The organism is Pseudomonas sp. 06C 126 (genome assembly GCF_001855215.1).
In the GTDB taxonomy this organism is placed as follows: Bacteria; Pseudomonadota; Gammaproteobacteria; order Pseudomonadales; family Pseudomonadaceae; genus Aquipseudomonas; species Aquipseudomonas proteolytica.
The window spans coordinates 92,998-108,659 of the sequence record NZ_MIFU01000097.1 but is presented as its reverse complement, the minus strand read 5'-3'; the positions used below and the strand labels follow the sequence as shown (position 1 = coordinate 108,659).

Genomic DNA, 15,662 nt, shown 5'->3' with positions numbered 1-15,662 from the left:
CTTGGCATATCGCCATCATTTTGATTAAAGAACGCCGACGAACGGCCGATTCATGAGAGTCCGGCGTCGCTTTTCCCTAGAAAAAATAGGGTTAAGACGGGTCGCTGAGGCCTAAAACGCACTGTAAAAGTCGCGAACTCTCACTCGGTGATGGCTCTTTGATGCTTTCCAGCCATCCGTCCAGGCACATGGCGCACAATGACTTCTAAAAATAATCCTGTTACTGCGGTATCCGACGTGTTGCTGACAGCTCCTGCGGAAAAACCCTCAGGTTCAAAGTCATTGAACAGTCAACGTGCGCTGGGCACCCAGCAATACCTGTACTTCACCGAAACCAACACCGACCGCATCCTCGACAACCTCGACGGCCTGCGCGACATGGTGTTCCCACGCCCGCCGCACCTTGAGGGCGACAGCGAGTTACGCAGCGAGCAGGAATTTCCCTCGGTCTGCCTGATCGGCTTGGGGCGCTGCGGTTCCAACATTGCCCTGGATGTCGCGGAGCTGGTCTACAACGCGCGCAAGTTCTACTTGAACGAGTTCAGCACCGAAGACAAATCCTACGTTGAAAAGGGCTACAGCCCTGCCCAATGGATCCGCAACAACCTGCGCCTGGGCGCCAGCAAGGCCAGCAAGCCGGTATTCCTGGTAGAACCGTTGGTGATGCTCGGCGACCTGGACAAAGACATTGCCGGGCGCATCCGTTTTTCCCGCAAGGGCGAAAAAAGCGGCTTTTTGCGCGACTACAGCAAGATGAAAATCATGGACCTGTCGGAAGTGCACGCCGGTGGCGCCGGTAACGCACCGATCCTCGGCCAGTACCTGGCCAAGATCATCCTCAACAAAGACACCCAGCGTTTTTCCAGCCCCGACTGGAAGATGATCCATTCGTACCTGATCGATTCCTGCGGGATCAAGGCCAACCAGTCGCGCCTGTACTTCTCGATCTTCAGCGCCGGCGGCGGCACCGGCTCGGGCATGGCCTCGGAATTTGGTCTGGCCCAGCAGCACTCGTACATGAACAAGACCTTCGACACCAAGCCCGCCGACGAGCACGACAGCAAGAGCGGCCACGCCTTTGTGTTCGAGCCTATCTTCACCAGCGGCATTTGCGTGCTGCCGAATATCTCCGATCACCGCAGCGAAATGTCCGAGGCTCTGCACATCAACGCCGGGCGGCTGCTGTGCAAGTACCTGTCGGAGGAATGGGACTTCTCGTACAACTTCGACAATGAAGACAGCAGCGAGGCCAGCGTCAAAGGGCGTATTCGCCCGTGGAACGCCATGATGCTGATCTCCAACGACATCATGCGTTACGCCGAAGAAAGCGACGATGGCAACATCCAGAACATTGACGTCAATGCCATGGAAAAACACGCCAACCAGTACATCTCACAGCAGATCTTCAACATTCTGACGGCCCAGGCGGTGACAACCGACTACGACCAGAACTATTTCCGCCGGGCCGGCATTGATATCGGTGAAACCATTCGCCTGGACGCCAACGACCTGTTCATGAGCCTGGCCGGGCCGGTGGCGATTGCCTATGCCGAGTCTGTGGTCCCGGAAACCCCGGCGCCGTCGAATGACAAGTTCAAGGTGTTTGAAAAAGAACCGCAGCGCTTGAACATCGATGACCTGTTCTTCCGTTCCATCGACCTGCCCCACTTCAACAAGGTCACCCAGGCCATCGAAGGCATCAGCCTGCTGCCGATCGAGTCCAAGCGCTATCGGGCGTCGCTGGAGCAGTACAAGAATTCCGGCTATGACGCGGCGGCCCTGCATGACCTGCACTTCTTCAAGAACTGCTCGTCGGTGGTGTCCATCGTATCCCTGCCCAAGGACTACAAACTGTCCTATATGGACCTGAACCGGCTCAAGACGCACCTCAACAGCCTGTTCCCCAACACCACCCTCAAGCGTTACGCACTGGTGATCGGCGCCTCGGCCAACCTGTCGCTGACCACGCTGATCGCCAAGAGCCCGTGCCTGTCGGATGATTTCCTGACGTTGATCGTGGCCTTTATCAAACGCTGCTTTGCCCGCAACCCGTACCGCTTCGACGAGACGCTGGACAACTCGATCCTGGACTTCATCATCCATGAAGACTTCGACGAGGACCGTATTGACGAGTTGCTCAACGAATTCGAGAACCCGGCGAAAATCCTCGATACCAACTGGTACGCGATCAAGCCGATGTATGAGAAGAAGTACCGCGAGCTGATCAATGACAAAGAGAAGTTTGTCTCGATCAACGACATCCGCCTGTCGCGGGACTGTGTGAAGAAGGCGATCAAGTACCTGCGTGAGATTTATCGTCACCGGATTGGCAAGACCAAGGTTATTTCCTTGAATAACCATACCGGGAAGACGGCCTAGACCGCGGCGCGGCCTTCGCGGGCAAGCCCGCTCCCACAGTTGACCGAGGTCCACCCTTGGAATGCGGTCGACTGCGGGCTTGCTCGCGAAGGCGGTCTGCCAGGCGACAATATCCATAACCTTGCCACACCAAGAAACAATTCCCCGAGCCATTCGCGGCCCGCAAAACTGTTCCCATGACGTTTACGTCACCCTCGCCTGTGACCTTTCTTCACGGCCAGTTGCCATCATGGCGAAAGCGGTTACTCCGCTACACACTTCCCACCGGGAAAAACTCGCACCATTTCAGTGCGAACATTTAATTCGATGCCCTTTCCTGGATCAGAATCCACGGCGAAACCACCACCGCCCACAGGCTCGGATCACGCTCCAGCAGGTCCAATGCCCGCGTCGCAGACACTTCGCCAAGGCTCCCCGAGGCCAGCCAGGCGGCCACTTTGTCCCGGCTATCCTCGGCCATGCCCTCGGCGGCTTCGATCAAATCCAGGCCCGCGTCGACCCACAATAGGGCACCCTTGGCGAAGAACGGCTCAAGCTCCTTCCAGGAAATTTCCGCGGTTTCGCCGAGCAGCTTGGCATAGAGGGTGCTAGGTTCTTGCGTCATGGGAACTCACCTGAGGAAAAAATCGGCGCAATCATACCGTCGAGACTTCCTCAGAAAAACCCAGTTGCAATTGAGGCACCGATTGAAAGCGTCAGGAACGCCAAGGATTGCCCGAGACTCTGGCATTCACCCGCCGCAATTCTGTCTTTTTCTTTCATTTAAGCGACATACCCAGGGTTTGCCCCCAGTAGCTAGCTTTTCAAGCGATCAACCGGCGCTCTACACTGTACCGGTACAGTTGCCAGGCCGCTGCCGGGGGGATATCCGAGATATCTGATCCGGTTCTGTAGCCCACAAGGCCGCTAGAACTATAAAAAATACAACAGTAAGAGTGGAGCACTATGAATAAGGCTACTAAGCAGATTTCCAAACTGTTTGCCGCTATGGTCCTGGCTGGGGTTGCCGGCCATTCGTTCGCAGCTGACACCATCAAGATCGGTATTGCCGGCCCTAAAACCGGCCCTGTGACCCAATACGGCGATATGCAGTTCATGGGCGCCAAGCAAGCCATCAAAGACATCAACGCCAAGGGCGGTGTCGACGGCAAGATGCTCGAAGCCAAGGAATACGATGACGCTTGCGACCCTAAACAAGCGGTTGCCGTAGCCAACAAAGTGGTCAACGACGGCGTCAAGTTCGTGGTCGGCCACCTCTGCTCCAGCTCCACTCAACCCGCTACCGACATCTACGAAGACGAAGGCGTGATCATGATCACGCCTGCCGCCACCAGCCCGGAAATCACCGCTCGTGGCTACAAGCTGGTCTTCCGTACCATCGGCCTGGACAGCGCCCAGGGCCCAGCGGCCGGCAACTACATCGCCGACCACGTCAAGCCGAAGGTCGTTGCAGTACTGCACGACAAGCAACAGTACGGTGAAGGCATCGCCACTGCGGTCAAGCAGACCCTCGAGAGCAAAGGCACCAAGGTTGCCGTGTTCGAAGGCCTGAACGCCGGTGACAAAGACTTCTCCTCGATCATCCAGAAGCTCAAGCAAGCCAACGTCGACTTCGTCTACTACGGCGGCTACCACCCAGAACTGGGGCTGATCCTGCGCCAAGCCCAGGAAAAAGGCCTGAAAGCCAAGTTCATGGGTCCGGAAGGCGTGGGTAACGACTCCATCTCGCAAATCGCCCAGAAAGCTTCCGAAGGCCTGCTGGTCACCCTGCCGAAATCCTTCGACGCAGACCCTGCCAACAAGGCAATCGTCGACGCACTCAAGGCTGACGGCAAAGACCCAAGCGGTCCGTTCGTGTTCCCAGCCTACTCGGCGGTGGAAATCATTGCCGGCGGCATCGCTGCTGCCAAAAGCGAAGACACCACCAAAGTGGCCGAGGCCATCCACGCGGGTACCTTCAAGACCCCGACCGGCGACCTGAGCTTCGACGCCAAGGGCGACCTGAAAGACTTCAAGTTCGTGGTCTACGAATGGCACTTCGGTCAACCAAAAACCGAAGTTTCCCCTCAGTAAGCCAGGCGTTACTGGACAACAAGCCCACTGTGCAAGCAGTGGGTTTTGTTTTACGAGGTTTATGGGCCACGCACCCGCGATCCGGGCGCTGGTTCACCTGAAAATCTTAAAACCGTCACCAGCGGTTCGCTGGCAAATGCTTTGTGCAAATGTGCTCACAGAACACAGCACCAGGCTGGAAGATGACTCCACCAGTGAAATGCGTATCGGGTTTTTAGGAGCGCTGTAATGCCTGAGATCTATCATTTTTTCCAACAGCTGGTTAATGGCCTGACCATTGGCAGCACCTATGCCTTGATAGCCATTGGCTACACAATGGTTTACGGCATCATTGGAATGATCAACTTCGCCCACGGCGAGGTGTACATGATTGGCTCCTATGTGGCTTTCATCGCCATTGCCGGGTTGGCCATGATGGGTATCCACTCCCTGCCGCTGTTGATGACTGCCGCGTTCCTCGCGTCAATCGTCGTAACAAGTGCCTACGGCTACAGTATCGAACGCGTTGCGTACCGCCCCTTGCGTGGCAGCAACCGGTTGATCCCGTTGATTTCCGCCATCGGCATGTCGATTTTCCTACAGAACACCGTATTGCTGTCCCAGGACTCCAAGGACAAGTCCATTCCCAACCTGATCCCGGGCAGTATTTCCTTCGGGCCGGGCGGTGCAGAAGAAGTCCTGATTTCCTACATGCAGATCCTGGTCTTCGTCGTCACCCTGGTGGCGATGCTCGGCCTGACCCTGTTCATCTCCCGCTCCCGTCTGGGGCGCGCCTGCCGGGCCTGCGCCGAAGACATCAAGATGGCCAACCTGTTGGGCATCAACACCAACAACATCATTGCCCTGACCTTCGTGATCGGTGCTGCATTGGCCGCCGTCGCGGCGGTGCTGCTGAGCATGCAGTATGGCGTGATCAACCCCAACGCCGGCTTCCTGGTGGGCCTCAAAGCCTTTACCGCGGCGGTTCTGGGCGGCATCGGCAGTATTCCGGGCGCCATGCTCGGGGGGCTGGTGCTGGGTGTGGCCGAAGCCTTTGGTGCCGATATCTTCGGCGACCAGTACAAGGACGTGGTGGCCTTCGGTCTATTGGTTCTGGTGCTGTTATTCCGGCCGACCGGCATCCTGGGCCGTCCGGAGGTTGAGAAAGTATGAGCAGATATCTTAAATCGGCGTTTTTCAGCGCCTTGCTGGTATGGGCCGTGGCCTTTCCGGTACTCGGGCTCAAGTTGAGCATTGTCGGGATCAACCTTGAAGTACACGGCACCGGGCCGGTGACACTGACCATCATCGCCCTGTGCTCGGTGCTGATGTTCCTGCGGGTACTGTTCACCCAGCAGGTTGGTGCGCTGCTCAAGTCCAACCGGGGCCCGCTGGTCTCGCCCAAGGTCAGCCAGTTCCTGACCCTGCCGCGCACCCAGCGCTACATCATCATCGGCCTGATCGTGGCCGCGTTGATCTGGCCATTCTTCGGCTCCCGTGGTGCCGTGGATATTGCCACCCTGATCCTGATCTACGTGTTGCTGGGCCTGGGCCTGAACATCGTGGTGGGCCTGGCCGGGCTGCTCGACCTGGGTTACGTGGGTTTCTACGCAGTGGGTGCCTACACCTATGCGCTGCTCTCGCACTACTTGGGCTGGAGCTTCTGGATCTGCCTGCCATTGGCCGGCATGGCGGCGGCGACGTTCGGCTTCCTGCTGGGCTTCCCGGTGTTGCGCCTGCGCGGTGACTACCTGGCCATCGTGACCCTGGGCTTCGGTGAAATCATCCGCCTGTTCCTGCGTAACCTCACCGATATCACCGGTGGTCCCAACGGCATCAGCAGCATTCCCAAGCCAACGTTCTTCGGCTTGTCGTTTGATCGCTCCGCTGCCGAGGGCATGCAGACCTTCCACGAGTACTTCGGGATTGCCTACAACCCGGTGAGCAAGGTGGTGTTCCTGTACCTGGTCGCCCTGCTGCTGGCCCTGGCCGCGCTGTTCGTGATCAACCGCCTGCTGCGCATGCCGATCGGGCGCGCGTGGGAAGCGCTGCGTGAAGACGAAATCGCTTGCCGCGCGCTGGGCCTGAACCCGACCATCATCAAGCTCTCCGCCTTTACCCTGGGTGCTGCGTTCGCCGGTTTTGCCGGTAGCTTCTTTGCTGCTCGCCAAGGCCTGGTGACGCCGGAGTCGTTTACCTTCATCGAGTCGGCAATCATCCTCGCCATCGTGGTATTGGGTGGCATGGGCTCGCAGCTGGGCGTGATTCTTGCGGCCATCGTGATGATCCTGCTGCCGGAACTGATGCGTGAGTTCAGCGAGTACCGCATGTTGATGTTCGGCGCCATGATGGTGCTGATGATGATCTGGCGCCCTCAAGGCCTGCTGCCCATGCAACGTCCACATATGGAGCTGCGCAAATGAGCCGCGAGATCCTGAAAGTCGAAAACCTGAGCATGCGCTTCGGCGGCTTGCTGGCGGTCAATGGCGTTGCCCTGACCGTCAAAGAGAAACAAGTGGTCGCCTTGATCGGCCCCAACGGCGCCGGCAAGACCACGGTGTTCAACTGCCTGACCGGTTTCTACAAGCCGGCCGGTGGCAGCATCCTGCTGGACGGCCAGCCGATCCAGGGCCTGGCCGGTCACGAGATCGCCCGCAAGGGCGTGGTGCGGACCTTCCAGAACGTGCGGTTGTTCAAGGACATGACCGCAGTGGAAAACCTGCTGATTGCCCAGCACCGTCACCTGAACACCAACTTCTTCGCAGGCCTGTTCAAGACTCCGGCGTTCCGCAAGAGCGAGCGCGAGGCCATGGAGTACGCCGCGTATTGGCTGGACAAGGTCAACCTCACCGAGTTTGCCAACCGCCCGGCCGGCACCCTGGCCTATGGTCAGCAACGTCGCCTGGAAATCGCCCGCTGCATGATGACCCGCCCGCGGATCCTGATGCTCGACGAACCGGCGGCAGGCCTCAACCCCAAGGAAACCGAAGACCTCAAGGCGTTGATCGGTGTGCTGCGTGAAGAAAACAACGCCACCGTGCTGCTGATCGAGCACGACATGAAACTGGTCATGAGCATTTCCGACCATATCGTCGTGATCAACCAGGGCACGCCATTGGCCAACGGGACGCCGGAGCAGATCCGCGACAACCCGGAAGTGATCAAAGCCTATTTGGGGGAAGCGTAAATGCTGCAATTCGAAAACGTTTCCACTTTCTACGGCAAGATCCAGGCCCTGCACGACGTCAACGTGGAAGTGCGCCAGGGCGAGATCGTCACCCTGATCGGTGCCAACGGTGCCGGCAAGTCCACCTTGCTGATGACCCTGTGCGGTTCGCCCCAGGCTCACAGCGGCAGCATCCGCTACATGGGTGAGGAGCTGGTGGGCCAGCACTCGGCAGCGATCATGCGCAAGAGCATTGCCGTGGTCCCGGAAGGCCGTCGGGTGTTTGCCCGCCTGACCGTGGAAGAAAACCTCGCCATGGGCGGGTTCTTTACCGACAAGGGCGATTACCAGGAGCAGATGGACAAGGTGCTGCACCTGTTCCCTCGGCTCAAGGAGCGTTTCAGCCAGCGCGGCGGCACCATGTCCGGCGGCGAACAGCAGATGCTCGCCATCGGCCGTGCGCTGATGAGCAAGCCCAAGCTGCTGCTGTTGGACGAACCTTCCCTGGGCCTGGCACCGATCATCATCCAGCAGATCTTCGACATCATCGAGCAACTGCGCAAGGACGGTGTGACGGTGTTTTTGGTGGAGCAGAACGCCAACCAGGCGTTGAAAATTGCCGACCGTGCCTATGTACTGGAAAACGGCCGGGTGGTGATGCAGGGCAGCGGCGAGCAATTGCTGACCGACCCGAAAGTGCGCGAGGCGTACCTGGGCGGCTAAAAACGGCGTAAAAAATGTGGGAGCGGGCTTGCCCGCGATGGCGGAGTGTCAGGGCCGGATGTATTGGTTGACACACCTCTATCGCGGGCAAGCCCGCTCCCACATTTGTTTTGTGTGAACCGTAGAATTTGCGTTGTTTTCAAGTTTTCTTCGATCCCCGTGTAACGATCCCCTCCCCCCTTTCTCTAGTGGGGTAAGCAAGCACAAACGCTTTCTTACCTACCTCACTACTGGAGAAACACCATGACCACTACCACCCGTTCGCTGTCCGCCGCCACCCTCGTCCTGGCCCTCGGTTCTGCCTTGAGCCTGAGCACCCTGACCACTGTCGCCCATGCCGACGAGCCGAAGATGGAAAAATGCTTTGGCGTCGCCCTCAAAGGCAAGAACGACTGCGCCGCAGGCGCCGGCACCACCTGCGCGGGCACCTCGAAAACCGACTACCAGGCCAACGCCTGGAACCTGGTCCCCGAGGGCACCTGCATGAAGATGGAAAGCAAAACCTCGCCAACCGGTTTTGGCCAACTGGAAGCCTTCAAGGCCAAATCCTGAATCCCCCGCCTGAGTACTGACGATGACGCTTTCATCCCTGCCTGATGTCGCCCAGGCTCAGGCTCCCGGCCTTCCGCGGCGGGCCGGGCTGGGGCTCAAGAGCGAGCACTTCCAGCAAGTGCTCGCCACCCTGCCCGACATTGGTTTTTTTGAGGTCCATGCCGAAAACTACATGGTGGCCGGCGGACCGTTCCACCACTACCTGGGGTTGATCCGCGAGCACTATGCGCTGTCGCTGCACGGCGTCGGCCTGTCCATCGGCGGCGAAGGCCCGCTGGACCACGCTCACTTGGCGCGCCTGGCGGCACTGGTGGAACGCTATCAACCCCACTCCTTTTCCGAACACCTGGCGTGGTCCAGCCACGGCCCGGTGTTTCTCAATGATCTGCTGCCCCTGGCCTATGACAACGCAACCCTCAAGCGGGTGTGCGAACACATTGACCAGGTACAAAGCACGCTCAAGCGGCGCATGTTGCTGGAGAACCCGTCGACCTACCTGCTGTTCCAACACTCCTCCCTGGACGAAACCGACTTTATCAGCGAGGTCATCCGGCGCACCGGCTGCGGCTTGTTGCTGGACGTGAACAATGTGTATGTGTCCTGCATCAATCATCAGCAGGATCCGTTGGCCTACCTCAATGCCTTGCCTTTGCACAGCGTGGGCGAGATTCATCTGGCGGGTTTTGCCGAAGATGCCGACAGCCTCGGTGATCGCCTGCTGATCGATGACCACGGAGCGCCGGTCGACAACGCCGTCTGGCAGTTGTATCAACAGGCACTGCAACGCACCGGCCCGGTGGCTACGCTGATCGAGCGCGACAACGATGTACCGGCCTTTAGCGTATTGCACGCCGAAGCCCGGCAAGCGGACCGGCATCTGCTGGCTGCGGCGGTGCACCCATGAACCGGCACGAACAGTTCGCCCAGGCCCTGCTTACGCTGGGCCTGCCATGCCCGGATGGATTATTCAGCCGCAATGGCGCCGATCCTGCCAGCCGTTTTGCGGTGTATCGCAATAACGTCCACAGCTCATTGATCAACGCCCTGGCCGACAGTTATCCGGTGACCCAACAACTGGTGGGCGAGCATTTTTTTCGGGCGATGGCGGGGTTGTATATCCAGGCGTATCCGCCTATCAGCCCGCTGCTCCACGACTACGGCAGTGACCTGGCGGACTTTATCAAGGGCTTCGCCCCCGCTGCCGATGTGCCGTACGTGGCCGACGTGGCTCGACTGGAACGCTTGCGCATCAGTGCATATCACGCCATCGACACCCCCGTGGCCAATCCACACGCCGTGGTGAACCAACTGCAGCAGTTATCAAGTCTGGGCAACGTGCGCCTGCAATTGCATCCCTGCGTTGCCACCTTGCGCTCGGACTACGCCGTGGTGGCTCTATGGGCTGCGCACCAAACCACCGACCCCGTCGCCCGACTCGACCCCTGGCATGGGCAAAGTGCGCTGGTCCTGCGCAACGGCCTGGAGGTCGAAGTGTTTTGCATCGACAGCGGCTGCGTGACCTTCATCAACAGCCTGAACAACGATTGGCCCCTGGAAATGGCGATGGCATACGCCCTCGACGCGGCCAGCGAATTCGACCTGCACCAATGCCTGGGACTGCTGATCAACCACCGCGCCATCACCCAAATCAAGGTACACCCATGAATACTGCCGCCCCGTGCCTGAGTGCACGCATCACTCAAACCTTCGAAAAAATCCCCTACAGCCTGATCGCCCTTGTCGCACGCTTTTCCATTGCGGCGGTGTTCTGGAAGTCCGGCCAGACCAAGGTCCAGGGGTTTGCCGTCGACCTGATAGATGGCACCTTCGAACTGGGCATGCCCCACCTGGCCAGCTCCACCGTGCCGTTGTTTCGAAGTGAATACCGGCTACCGTTTGTGCCCGCAGAAGTGGCCGCCTACCTGGCGACGTTCGCCGAGCACTTTTTCCCGGTCCTGATTCTGCTGGGCCTCGCCACACGTTTTTCAGCGCTGGCGTTACTGGGCATGACCCTGGTGATTCAACTGTTTGTCTATCCGGATGCCTACCCGACCCACGGCACCTGGATCGCGTTGCTTCTGGTATTGATGGCCAAGGGGCCAGGACGGCTATCGATTGATCACTGGATCGCCCGGCGCTGGCGCTAGAGCCGGTCCAACGCTTCGCCGTTACGTTTGAACCAGCCCACCAGGTAATCGGCCAGCACTTGGGTGCGACGCGGTAGCCCGCCCTGATACGGGTGCACCAGGTACATCGGCATGCTGCGGGTCTGATAATCACGCAAGAGCCAACGAAGCCGGCCGTCAGCCAATTCCTCTTGCAACAGATAGGACGGCAACCGTGCGATACCGGCCCCCACCAGCGCGGCCTTTTTCAGCAGGTTGTAGTGGTTGGAGGCAAACGTGCCATCCACCCGCACTCGCAACAGCTCGTGCTGCTGGTGATACAACCACTCTTCACGCCCACTGTAATGGCTGTTGAGTAAACAGCGGTGCCCAACCAGATCCGCGGGTGTCAGCGGCTCACCGTACTGTTGCAGATATGCCGGGCTGGCACAGGTCATTTCATGCCAGGCCAACAGGGGCTTGGCGACCAGGCGCTCATCGTTGGCAACCTCTGAGCGTACCGCCAGATCAAAACCATCCCTGGCCAAGTCGCGATAATTATTGCTCAGATCCACTTCGACCTGCACTTGCGGGTACTGGCGGGAAAACTCCAATAACAGGCCATCAAAGAAGGTTTCGCCCAGGGAAACCGGAACCGTCATACGCACCGGCCCGGCCACATCGTCTTTCAGCCGGGCCAATGCCTGACGTGCGCGATCCACCTGGATGACCAGCGCCTGGGCTTGTGGCAGCAAGGCCGCGCCGGCAGCGGTCAGATTGAGTCGGCGGGTGGTGCGGTGCAGTAACACCACCGAGAACTGTGCCTCCAGCTGGCTGATGCGCTTGGACAGCTGCCCCTTGCTGCAGCCCAGTTGCTGGGCTGCCAGGGTAAAGCTGCCGGCTTCGATCAACACCGCAAACGCCGCCAGGTCGTCCATCTCGCTCATGGATTGTTTCCAATTGAAAACCAAAGGTTGCCTATTAGTGCGCTTATCTGCCGAAAAAACCACTCTAGACTGCAGGCTCACTTGAACCCTTTGAGGTACCACACCATGAAAATCCTGTTGATTGGCGCTAGCGGCACGGTGGGCTCGGCAGTCAAGGCCGAGCTGTCCCAGCGCCACGAAGTGATCAGCATTGGTCGCAAGAGCGGCGACTTTCAGGTCGATATCAGCAACAGCGCGTCGATCCGCCAACTGTTTGCGCAAACTGGCAAGTTCGACGCCCTGGTCTGCGCCGCCGGCAACGTCAACTTCGTGCCCCTGGGCGACATGGATGCCAGCCACTTCGACCTCGGCCTGCAAGACAAACTGATGGGCCAGGTCAACCTGCTGCTGATCGGCCGCGAGTTTGCCAACGACGGTGCGTCGTTCACCTTCACCAGCGGCATCCTCAATCGCGACCCGATCCGCACCGGCGCTTCGGCCGCACTGGTCAATGGCGCCATCGATGCCTTCATCAAAGCGGCGGCGATTGAATTGCCACGGGGCTTGCGCATCAATTCGGTCAGCCCGACCGTGTTGGTGGAGGCTATGGGCAGCTATGCGCCGTACTTCAGGGGCTTCAAGCCGGTTCCTGCGGCGGAGGTGGCATTAGCCTACGCAAAGAGTGTTGAAGGCTTACAGACCGGACAGACTTACATCGTCGGCTGAACGGCGGCCGGCCAGTATCACTCGAGCAGCGATGGCATCATCTCCAGCAGCTGGTCACGGGGAATGGAAAACGTCAGGTCGGGGCCGTCGAGGACACTCTGAACCGTCGCGGTATTGAGCTGCCGGCCATTGAGATACAGCGTTATCCGTTTGTGCATGGCCAACAGGCTCAGGGCTTTGGTACGCGCCCTGGCTTCGGGCGTCAGCGTCACGTTGACTTGAATAAACTCAGGCCGGGGCACAGAGGCTTTTTTCAGGCTCACCGTGATCTCGGTAAAGTCGGTCTGTGAGCTGTAGAACAGCTTGGCCGGAGCCTGGGCCCAGGCCAGGGGCGTCATCCAAACGAGGGCGAAAAAGGCCCATCGAAGGCTCATACACGTGCTCCTTTGAAAAGCTTGAACGTTGCACAAGGTTGGCACAGCAAACAGAGGAAAAGGCTTAAATCCGCGCGCCATTAAAATGCTGAAACCTAATCGCCCGCCATCCTCGGCTTGTGATGCAGCGCCAGCCTGCGTAACGTGGCGGCACTTGTCAGGAGACCCGATAATGCTTGCCGCCCGTACCCTTGCTCTGTTTGCCCTGCTGCCCTTGTTCGCTGCCTGCCAGGTGTTTGAACGCGATCCGGCGACGCCCTCCACTGCGGGCCTGACTCGCATGCAAGGCGAATTGACGGCCATCGGCGACAAATTGCTGTTCCAGCCCTGCCATGACCAGCGTAACTACGTGGTCAACGATACCGGCGGTACCAGCATCCTCCAGGAAGCGGCGTCCCTGGCCGGCCAGCAAGGGGCGTTGTTTGCCGACTTGCGCGGCAAGTTTTCCGGGGTCGCCAGCGGCACCCAGGGCCAGGTGGAGCTGCAACAGCTATACCGCGTCGAACGCTCGACCTCAGCCTGTGACGACCCGGACTTCAAGCGCATGATCCTGCGCGCCAACGGGCACAAGCCAGCCTGGGCACTGAATGTGACCAACAAGGGCATGGTCCTGCAACGCGAAGGCCAGCCACCGTTGCCGGTGCCTTATGTGGAAGAGCAACTGGGTGACGGCCGTTTCAACCTCACCACCGAAGCCAACGGCCAGCAGATTGAACTGTGGGTCGCGCCCCAGCGCTGCATCGATAGCGTCAGCGGCAGCCTGCAACACATGAGCGCCGAACTTCGGATCAACGGTCAAGTGCAGCGTGGCTGCGCGGCATTTGGCGGCTCGCGAGACGACTGATTCGCCCCTGGGCTGTTTTAGCATGACGGGAATGCGTCGTTGGGGCTTATAATCGCCGGTTTGCAAAACCGCCGGCCCTACCAAACGCCGCATATCGGATCCTGTCATGCTACGAATCACCGAACTCAAGCTGCCCATCGACCATCCCGAAGAAGACCTGCGGCCGGCCATCGTGCAGCGCCTGGGCATCGCCAGTGATGATCTGCTCGATTTCACCCTGTTCAAACGCAGCTACGATGCGCGCAAGAAATCGTCGGAGCTGTGCTTTATCTACACCGTCGACCTTGAGGTCAAGGGTGAAGCTGCCCTGCTGCTCAAGTTCGCCGACGACCGCAATATCAATGCCGCGCCCGATGTCAGCTACAAAGTCGTGGGCCAGGCGCCGGCAGACCTGAGCGAGCGGCCCATCGTTGTCGGCTTCGGCCCTTGCGGGATCTTTGCCGGGTTGTTGCTGGCGCAGATGGGTTTCAAGCCGATCATCCTCGAACGCGGCCGCGAAGTGCGCCAACGTACCAAGGACACCTGGGGCCTGTGGCGCAAAAGCGTACTCAACCCCGAGTCCAACGTGCAGTTCGGCGAGGGCGGCGCCGGAACCTTTTCCGACGGCAAGCTCTACAGCCAGATCAAGGACCCGAAGTTCCACGGGCGCAAGGTCTTGCATGAGTTCGTCAAGGCCGGCGCGCCGGATGAGATCCTCTATGTCAGCAAGCCGCACATCGGCACCTTTCGTCTGACCGGTGTGGTGGAAAACATGCGCCAGCAGATCATCGCCCTGGGCGGTGAGGTGCGTTTTGAACAGCGGGTCACCGACGTGCTGATCGAAGACGGCCAGTTGAATGGCGTGGTGGTCGCTGGGGGCGAACAGATCCTCTCCAAGCACGTGATTCTTGCCCTCGGCCACAGCGCCCGCGACACCTTCCGCATGCTCCACGGCCGTGGTGTGTACATGGAAGCCAAGCCATTTTCGGTGGGCTTTCGCATAGAACACCCGCAATCGCTGATCGACGCCGCACGCCTGGGCAAGTATGCCGGGCACCCGAAACTGGGCGCGGCCGACTACAAGCTGGTGCACCACGCCAAGAACGGCCGTTCGGTATACAGCTTCTGCATGTGCCCGGGCGGTACGGTGGTTGCGGCCACTTCCGAGCCAAATCGGGTCGTGACCAATGGCATGAGCCAGTACTCGCGTAACGAGCGCAATGCCAACTCCGGGATCGTGGTCGGCATCACCCCGGAAGTGGACTACCCGGGAGGCCCTCTGGCCGGGATCGAGTTGCAGGAGCGCCTGGAGTCCCACGCGTTCATCCTCGGCGGCAGCAACTACGAAGCGCCGGCGCAACTGGTCGGTGATTTCATCGCCGGCAAGCCGTCCACCGCCATTGGAACTGTGGAACCGTCCTACAAGCCAGGTGTAGCCCTCGGTGACTTGGCCCTGGCCTTGCCAGACTTCGCCATCGAGGCCATCCGCGAAGCGTTGCCGGCCTTTGAGAAGCAGATCAAGGGCTACTCGCTGCACGACGCGGTACTGACCGGGATCGAGACCCGCACTTCGTCGCCGCTGCGGATCACTCGCGATGCGTCGATGCAGAGCTTGAATGTCAAAGGGTTGTTCCCGGCCGGCGAAGGCGCCGGTTATGCCGGTGGGATCTTGTCGGCAGGCGTTGACGGGATTCGGATTGCCGAAGCCGTGGCCCGGGATATCCTCGGCATCGAGGCCTGACAGCTCACCCGCAAACACCCCTCTCTATTGTGGGAGCCGGACTTGCCCGAGATGGCCACCATAGGTATCTACACAACTTTCAGAAACTGACGAAC

General features: G+C 59.4%; 16 protein-coding genes. 13 read left to right on the top strand and 3 right to left on the bottom strand.

Annotated features, from left to right (window positions below; translation table 11 throughout):
- The first annotated feature begins 198 nt into the window (after positions 1-198).
- Entirely contained in the window at positions 199-2,379 is a 2,181-nt protein-coding gene (locus BHC62_RS18735; RefSeq protein ID WP_029297104.1) for a hypothetical protein, read from the top strand.
- Positions 2,380-2,677: 298 nt separating this feature from the next.
- Here BHC62_RS18735 and BHC62_RS18730 read toward each other — a convergent pair whose 3' ends face one another.
- A complete protein-coding gene (locus BHC62_RS18730) occupies positions 2,678-2,983 on the bottom strand; it encodes a DUF2288 domain-containing protein (RefSeq protein ID WP_029297105.1) in 306 nt (101 codons plus the stop codon).
- A 341-nt stretch (positions 2,984-3,324) separates the two neighbouring features.
- On the opposite strand from BHC62_RS18730, the gene BHC62_RS18725 reads away from it, so the two are divergent.
- From BHC62_RS18725 to BHC62_RS18685, 9 genes are all read left to right on the top strand, one after another.
- A complete protein-coding gene (locus tag BHC62_RS18725; protein WP_029297106.1) occupies positions 3,325-4,452 on the top strand; it encodes a branched-chain amino acid ABC transporter substrate-binding protein in 1,128 nt (375 codons plus the stop codon).
- A 228-nt stretch (positions 4,453-4,680) separates the two neighbouring features.
- Positions 4,681-5,604 (top strand): high-affinity branched-chain amino acid ABC transporter permease LivH, encoded by a 924-nt coding sequence (gene livH / locus BHC62_RS18720; protein ID WP_029297109.1) that lies wholly within the window; start codon positions 4,681-4,683, stop codon positions 5,602-5,604.
- Positions 5,601-6,854, top strand: coding sequence for a high-affinity branched-chain amino acid ABC transporter permease LivM (locus BHC62_RS18715; protein WP_029297111.1), 1,254 nt, complete (start codon positions 5,601-5,603; stop codon positions 6,852-6,854). Before livH ends, BHC62_RS18715 begins: the two co-directional genes overlap by 4 nt.
- Entirely contained in the window at positions 6,851-7,618 is a 768-nt protein-coding gene (livG, locus tag BHC62_RS18710; protein WP_038446527.1) for a high-affinity branched-chain amino acid ABC transporter ATP-binding protein LivG, read from the top strand. Before BHC62_RS18715 ends, livG begins: the two co-directional genes overlap by 4 nt.
- On the top strand, positions 7,619-8,320 hold the full coding sequence (locus BHC62_RS18705; protein ID WP_029297115.1) for an ABC transporter ATP-binding protein: 702 nt from the start codon (positions 7,619-7,621) through the stop codon (positions 8,318-8,320). It abuts the gene before it with no gap.
- Between the two features lie 243 nt (positions 8,321-8,563).
- Complete coding sequence (locus BHC62_RS18700; RefSeq protein WP_029297117.1) at positions 8,564-8,872, top strand: DUF2282 domain-containing protein; 309 nt, start codon at positions 8,564-8,566, stop codon at positions 8,870-8,872.
- 22 nt (positions 8,873-8,894) lie between these two features.
- The gene (locus BHC62_RS18695) at positions 8,895-9,776 is read left to right on the top strand and encodes a DUF692 domain-containing protein (protein WP_070995771.1); all 882 of its coding nucleotides are present in this window, start codon (positions 8,895-8,897) and stop codon (positions 9,774-9,776) included.
- Positions 9,773-10,537: a DNA-binding domain-containing protein gene (locus BHC62_RS18690; protein WP_070995770.1), complete on the top strand. Its 765-nt coding sequence runs from the start codon at positions 9,773-9,775 to the stop codon at positions 10,535-10,537. The genes BHC62_RS18695 and BHC62_RS18690 overlap by 4 nt, the downstream gene beginning before the upstream one ends.
- Positions 10,534-11,019 (top strand): DoxX family protein, encoded by a 486-nt coding sequence (locus BHC62_RS18685; RefSeq protein WP_070995769.1) that lies wholly within the window; start codon positions 10,534-10,536, stop codon positions 11,017-11,019. Before BHC62_RS18690 ends, BHC62_RS18685 begins: the two co-directional genes overlap by 4 nt.
- Here BHC62_RS18685 and BHC62_RS18680 read toward each other — a convergent pair.
- Positions 11,016-11,924 (bottom strand): LysR family transcriptional regulator, encoded by a 909-nt coding sequence (locus tag BHC62_RS18680; RefSeq protein ID WP_070995768.1) that lies wholly within the window; start codon positions 11,922-11,924, stop codon positions 11,016-11,018. The genes BHC62_RS18685 and BHC62_RS18680 overlap by 4 nt on opposite strands.
- Positions 11,925-12,029: 105 nt before the next feature.
- On the opposite strand from BHC62_RS18680, the gene BHC62_RS18675 reads away from it, so the two are divergent.
- Entirely contained in the window at positions 12,030-12,629 is a 600-nt protein-coding gene (locus BHC62_RS18675; protein WP_070995767.1) for a short chain dehydrogenase, read from the top strand.
- A gap of 17 nt (positions 12,630-12,646) precedes the next feature.
- On the opposite strand, the gene BHC62_RS18670 is transcribed toward BHC62_RS18675, so the two are convergent.
- Complete coding sequence (locus tag BHC62_RS18670) at positions 12,647-13,003, bottom strand: hypothetical protein (RefSeq protein WP_070995766.1); 357 nt, start codon at positions 13,001-13,003, stop codon at positions 12,647-12,649.
- Positions 13,004-13,175: 172 nt separating this feature from the next.
- Here BHC62_RS18670 and BHC62_RS18665 point away from each other — a divergent pair, with 172 nt between their 5' ends.
- Entirely contained in the window at positions 13,176-13,847 is a 672-nt protein-coding gene (locus tag BHC62_RS18665) for a COG3650 family protein (protein ID WP_070995765.1), read from the top strand.
- Positions 13,848-13,953: 106 nt separating this feature from the next.
- Positions 13,954-15,567, top strand: coding sequence for an NAD(P)/FAD-dependent oxidoreductase (locus tag BHC62_RS18660; RefSeq protein ID WP_029297133.1), 1,614 nt, complete (start codon positions 13,954-13,956; stop codon positions 15,565-15,567).
- Positions 15,568-15,662: the final 95 nt, after the last annotated feature.

What these genes read in the sequence shown, in the direction of transcription:
- BHC62_RS18705 (WP_029297115.1), top strand. Translation starts at nt 7,619, where the DNA reads ATGCTGCAATTCGAAAACGTTTCCACTTTCTACGGCAAGATCCAGGCC.
- BHC62_RS18715 (WP_029297111.1), top strand. Translation starts at nt 5,601, where the DNA reads ATGAGCAGATATCTTAAATCGGCGTTTTTCAGCGCCTTGCTGGTATGG.
- BHC62_RS18680 (WP_070995768.1), bottom strand. Translation starts at nt 11,924, where the DNA reads ATGAGCGAGATGGACGACCTGGCGGCGTTTGCGGTGTTGATCGAAGCC.
- BHC62_RS18685 (WP_070995769.1), top strand. Translation starts at nt 10,534, where the DNA reads ATGAATACTGCCGCCCCGTGCCTGAGTGCACGCATCACTCAAACCTTC.
- livH (WP_029297109.1), top strand. Translation starts at nt 4,681, where the DNA reads ATGCCTGAGATCTATCATTTTTTCCAACAGCTGGTTAATGGCCTGACC.
- BHC62_RS18725 (WP_029297106.1), top strand. Translation starts at nt 3,325, where the DNA reads ATGAATAAGGCTACTAAGCAGATTTCCAAACTGTTTGCCGCTATGGTC.
- BHC62_RS18660 (WP_029297133.1), top strand. Translation starts at nt 13,954, where the DNA reads ATGCTACGAATCACCGAACTCAAGCTGCCCATCGACCATCCCGAAGAA.
- BHC62_RS18665 (WP_070995765.1), top strand. Translation starts at nt 13,176, where the DNA reads ATGCTTGCCGCCCGTACCCTTGCTCTGTTTGCCCTGCTGCCCTTGTTC.
- BHC62_RS18670 (WP_070995766.1), bottom strand. Translation starts at nt 13,003, where the DNA reads ATGAGCCTTCGATGGGCCTTTTTCGCCCTCGTTTGGATGACGCCCCTG.
- BHC62_RS18700 (WP_029297117.1), top strand. Translation starts at nt 8,564, where the DNA reads ATGACCACTACCACCCGTTCGCTGTCCGCCGCCACCCTCGTCCTGGCC.
- BHC62_RS18730 (WP_029297105.1), bottom strand. Translation starts at nt 2,983, where the DNA reads ATGACGCAAGAACCTAGCACCCTCTATGCCAAGCTGCTCGGCGAAACC.
- BHC62_RS18675 (WP_070995767.1), top strand. Translation starts at nt 12,030, where the DNA reads ATGAAAATCCTGTTGATTGGCGCTAGCGGCACGGTGGGCTCGGCAGTC.
- BHC62_RS18695 (WP_070995771.1), top strand. Translation starts at nt 8,895, where the DNA reads ATGACGCTTTCATCCCTGCCTGATGTCGCCCAGGCTCAGGCTCCCGGC.
- livG (WP_038446527.1), top strand. Translation starts at nt 6,851, where the DNA reads ATGAGCCGCGAGATCCTGAAAGTCGAAAACCTGAGCATGCGCTTCGGC.
- BHC62_RS18690 (WP_070995770.1), top strand. Translation starts at nt 9,773, where the DNA reads ATGAACCGGCACGAACAGTTCGCCCAGGCCCTGCTTACGCTGGGCCTG.
- BHC62_RS18735 (WP_029297104.1), top strand. Translation starts at nt 199, where the DNA reads ATGACTTCTAAAAATAATCCTGTTACTGCGGTATCCGACGTGTTGCTG.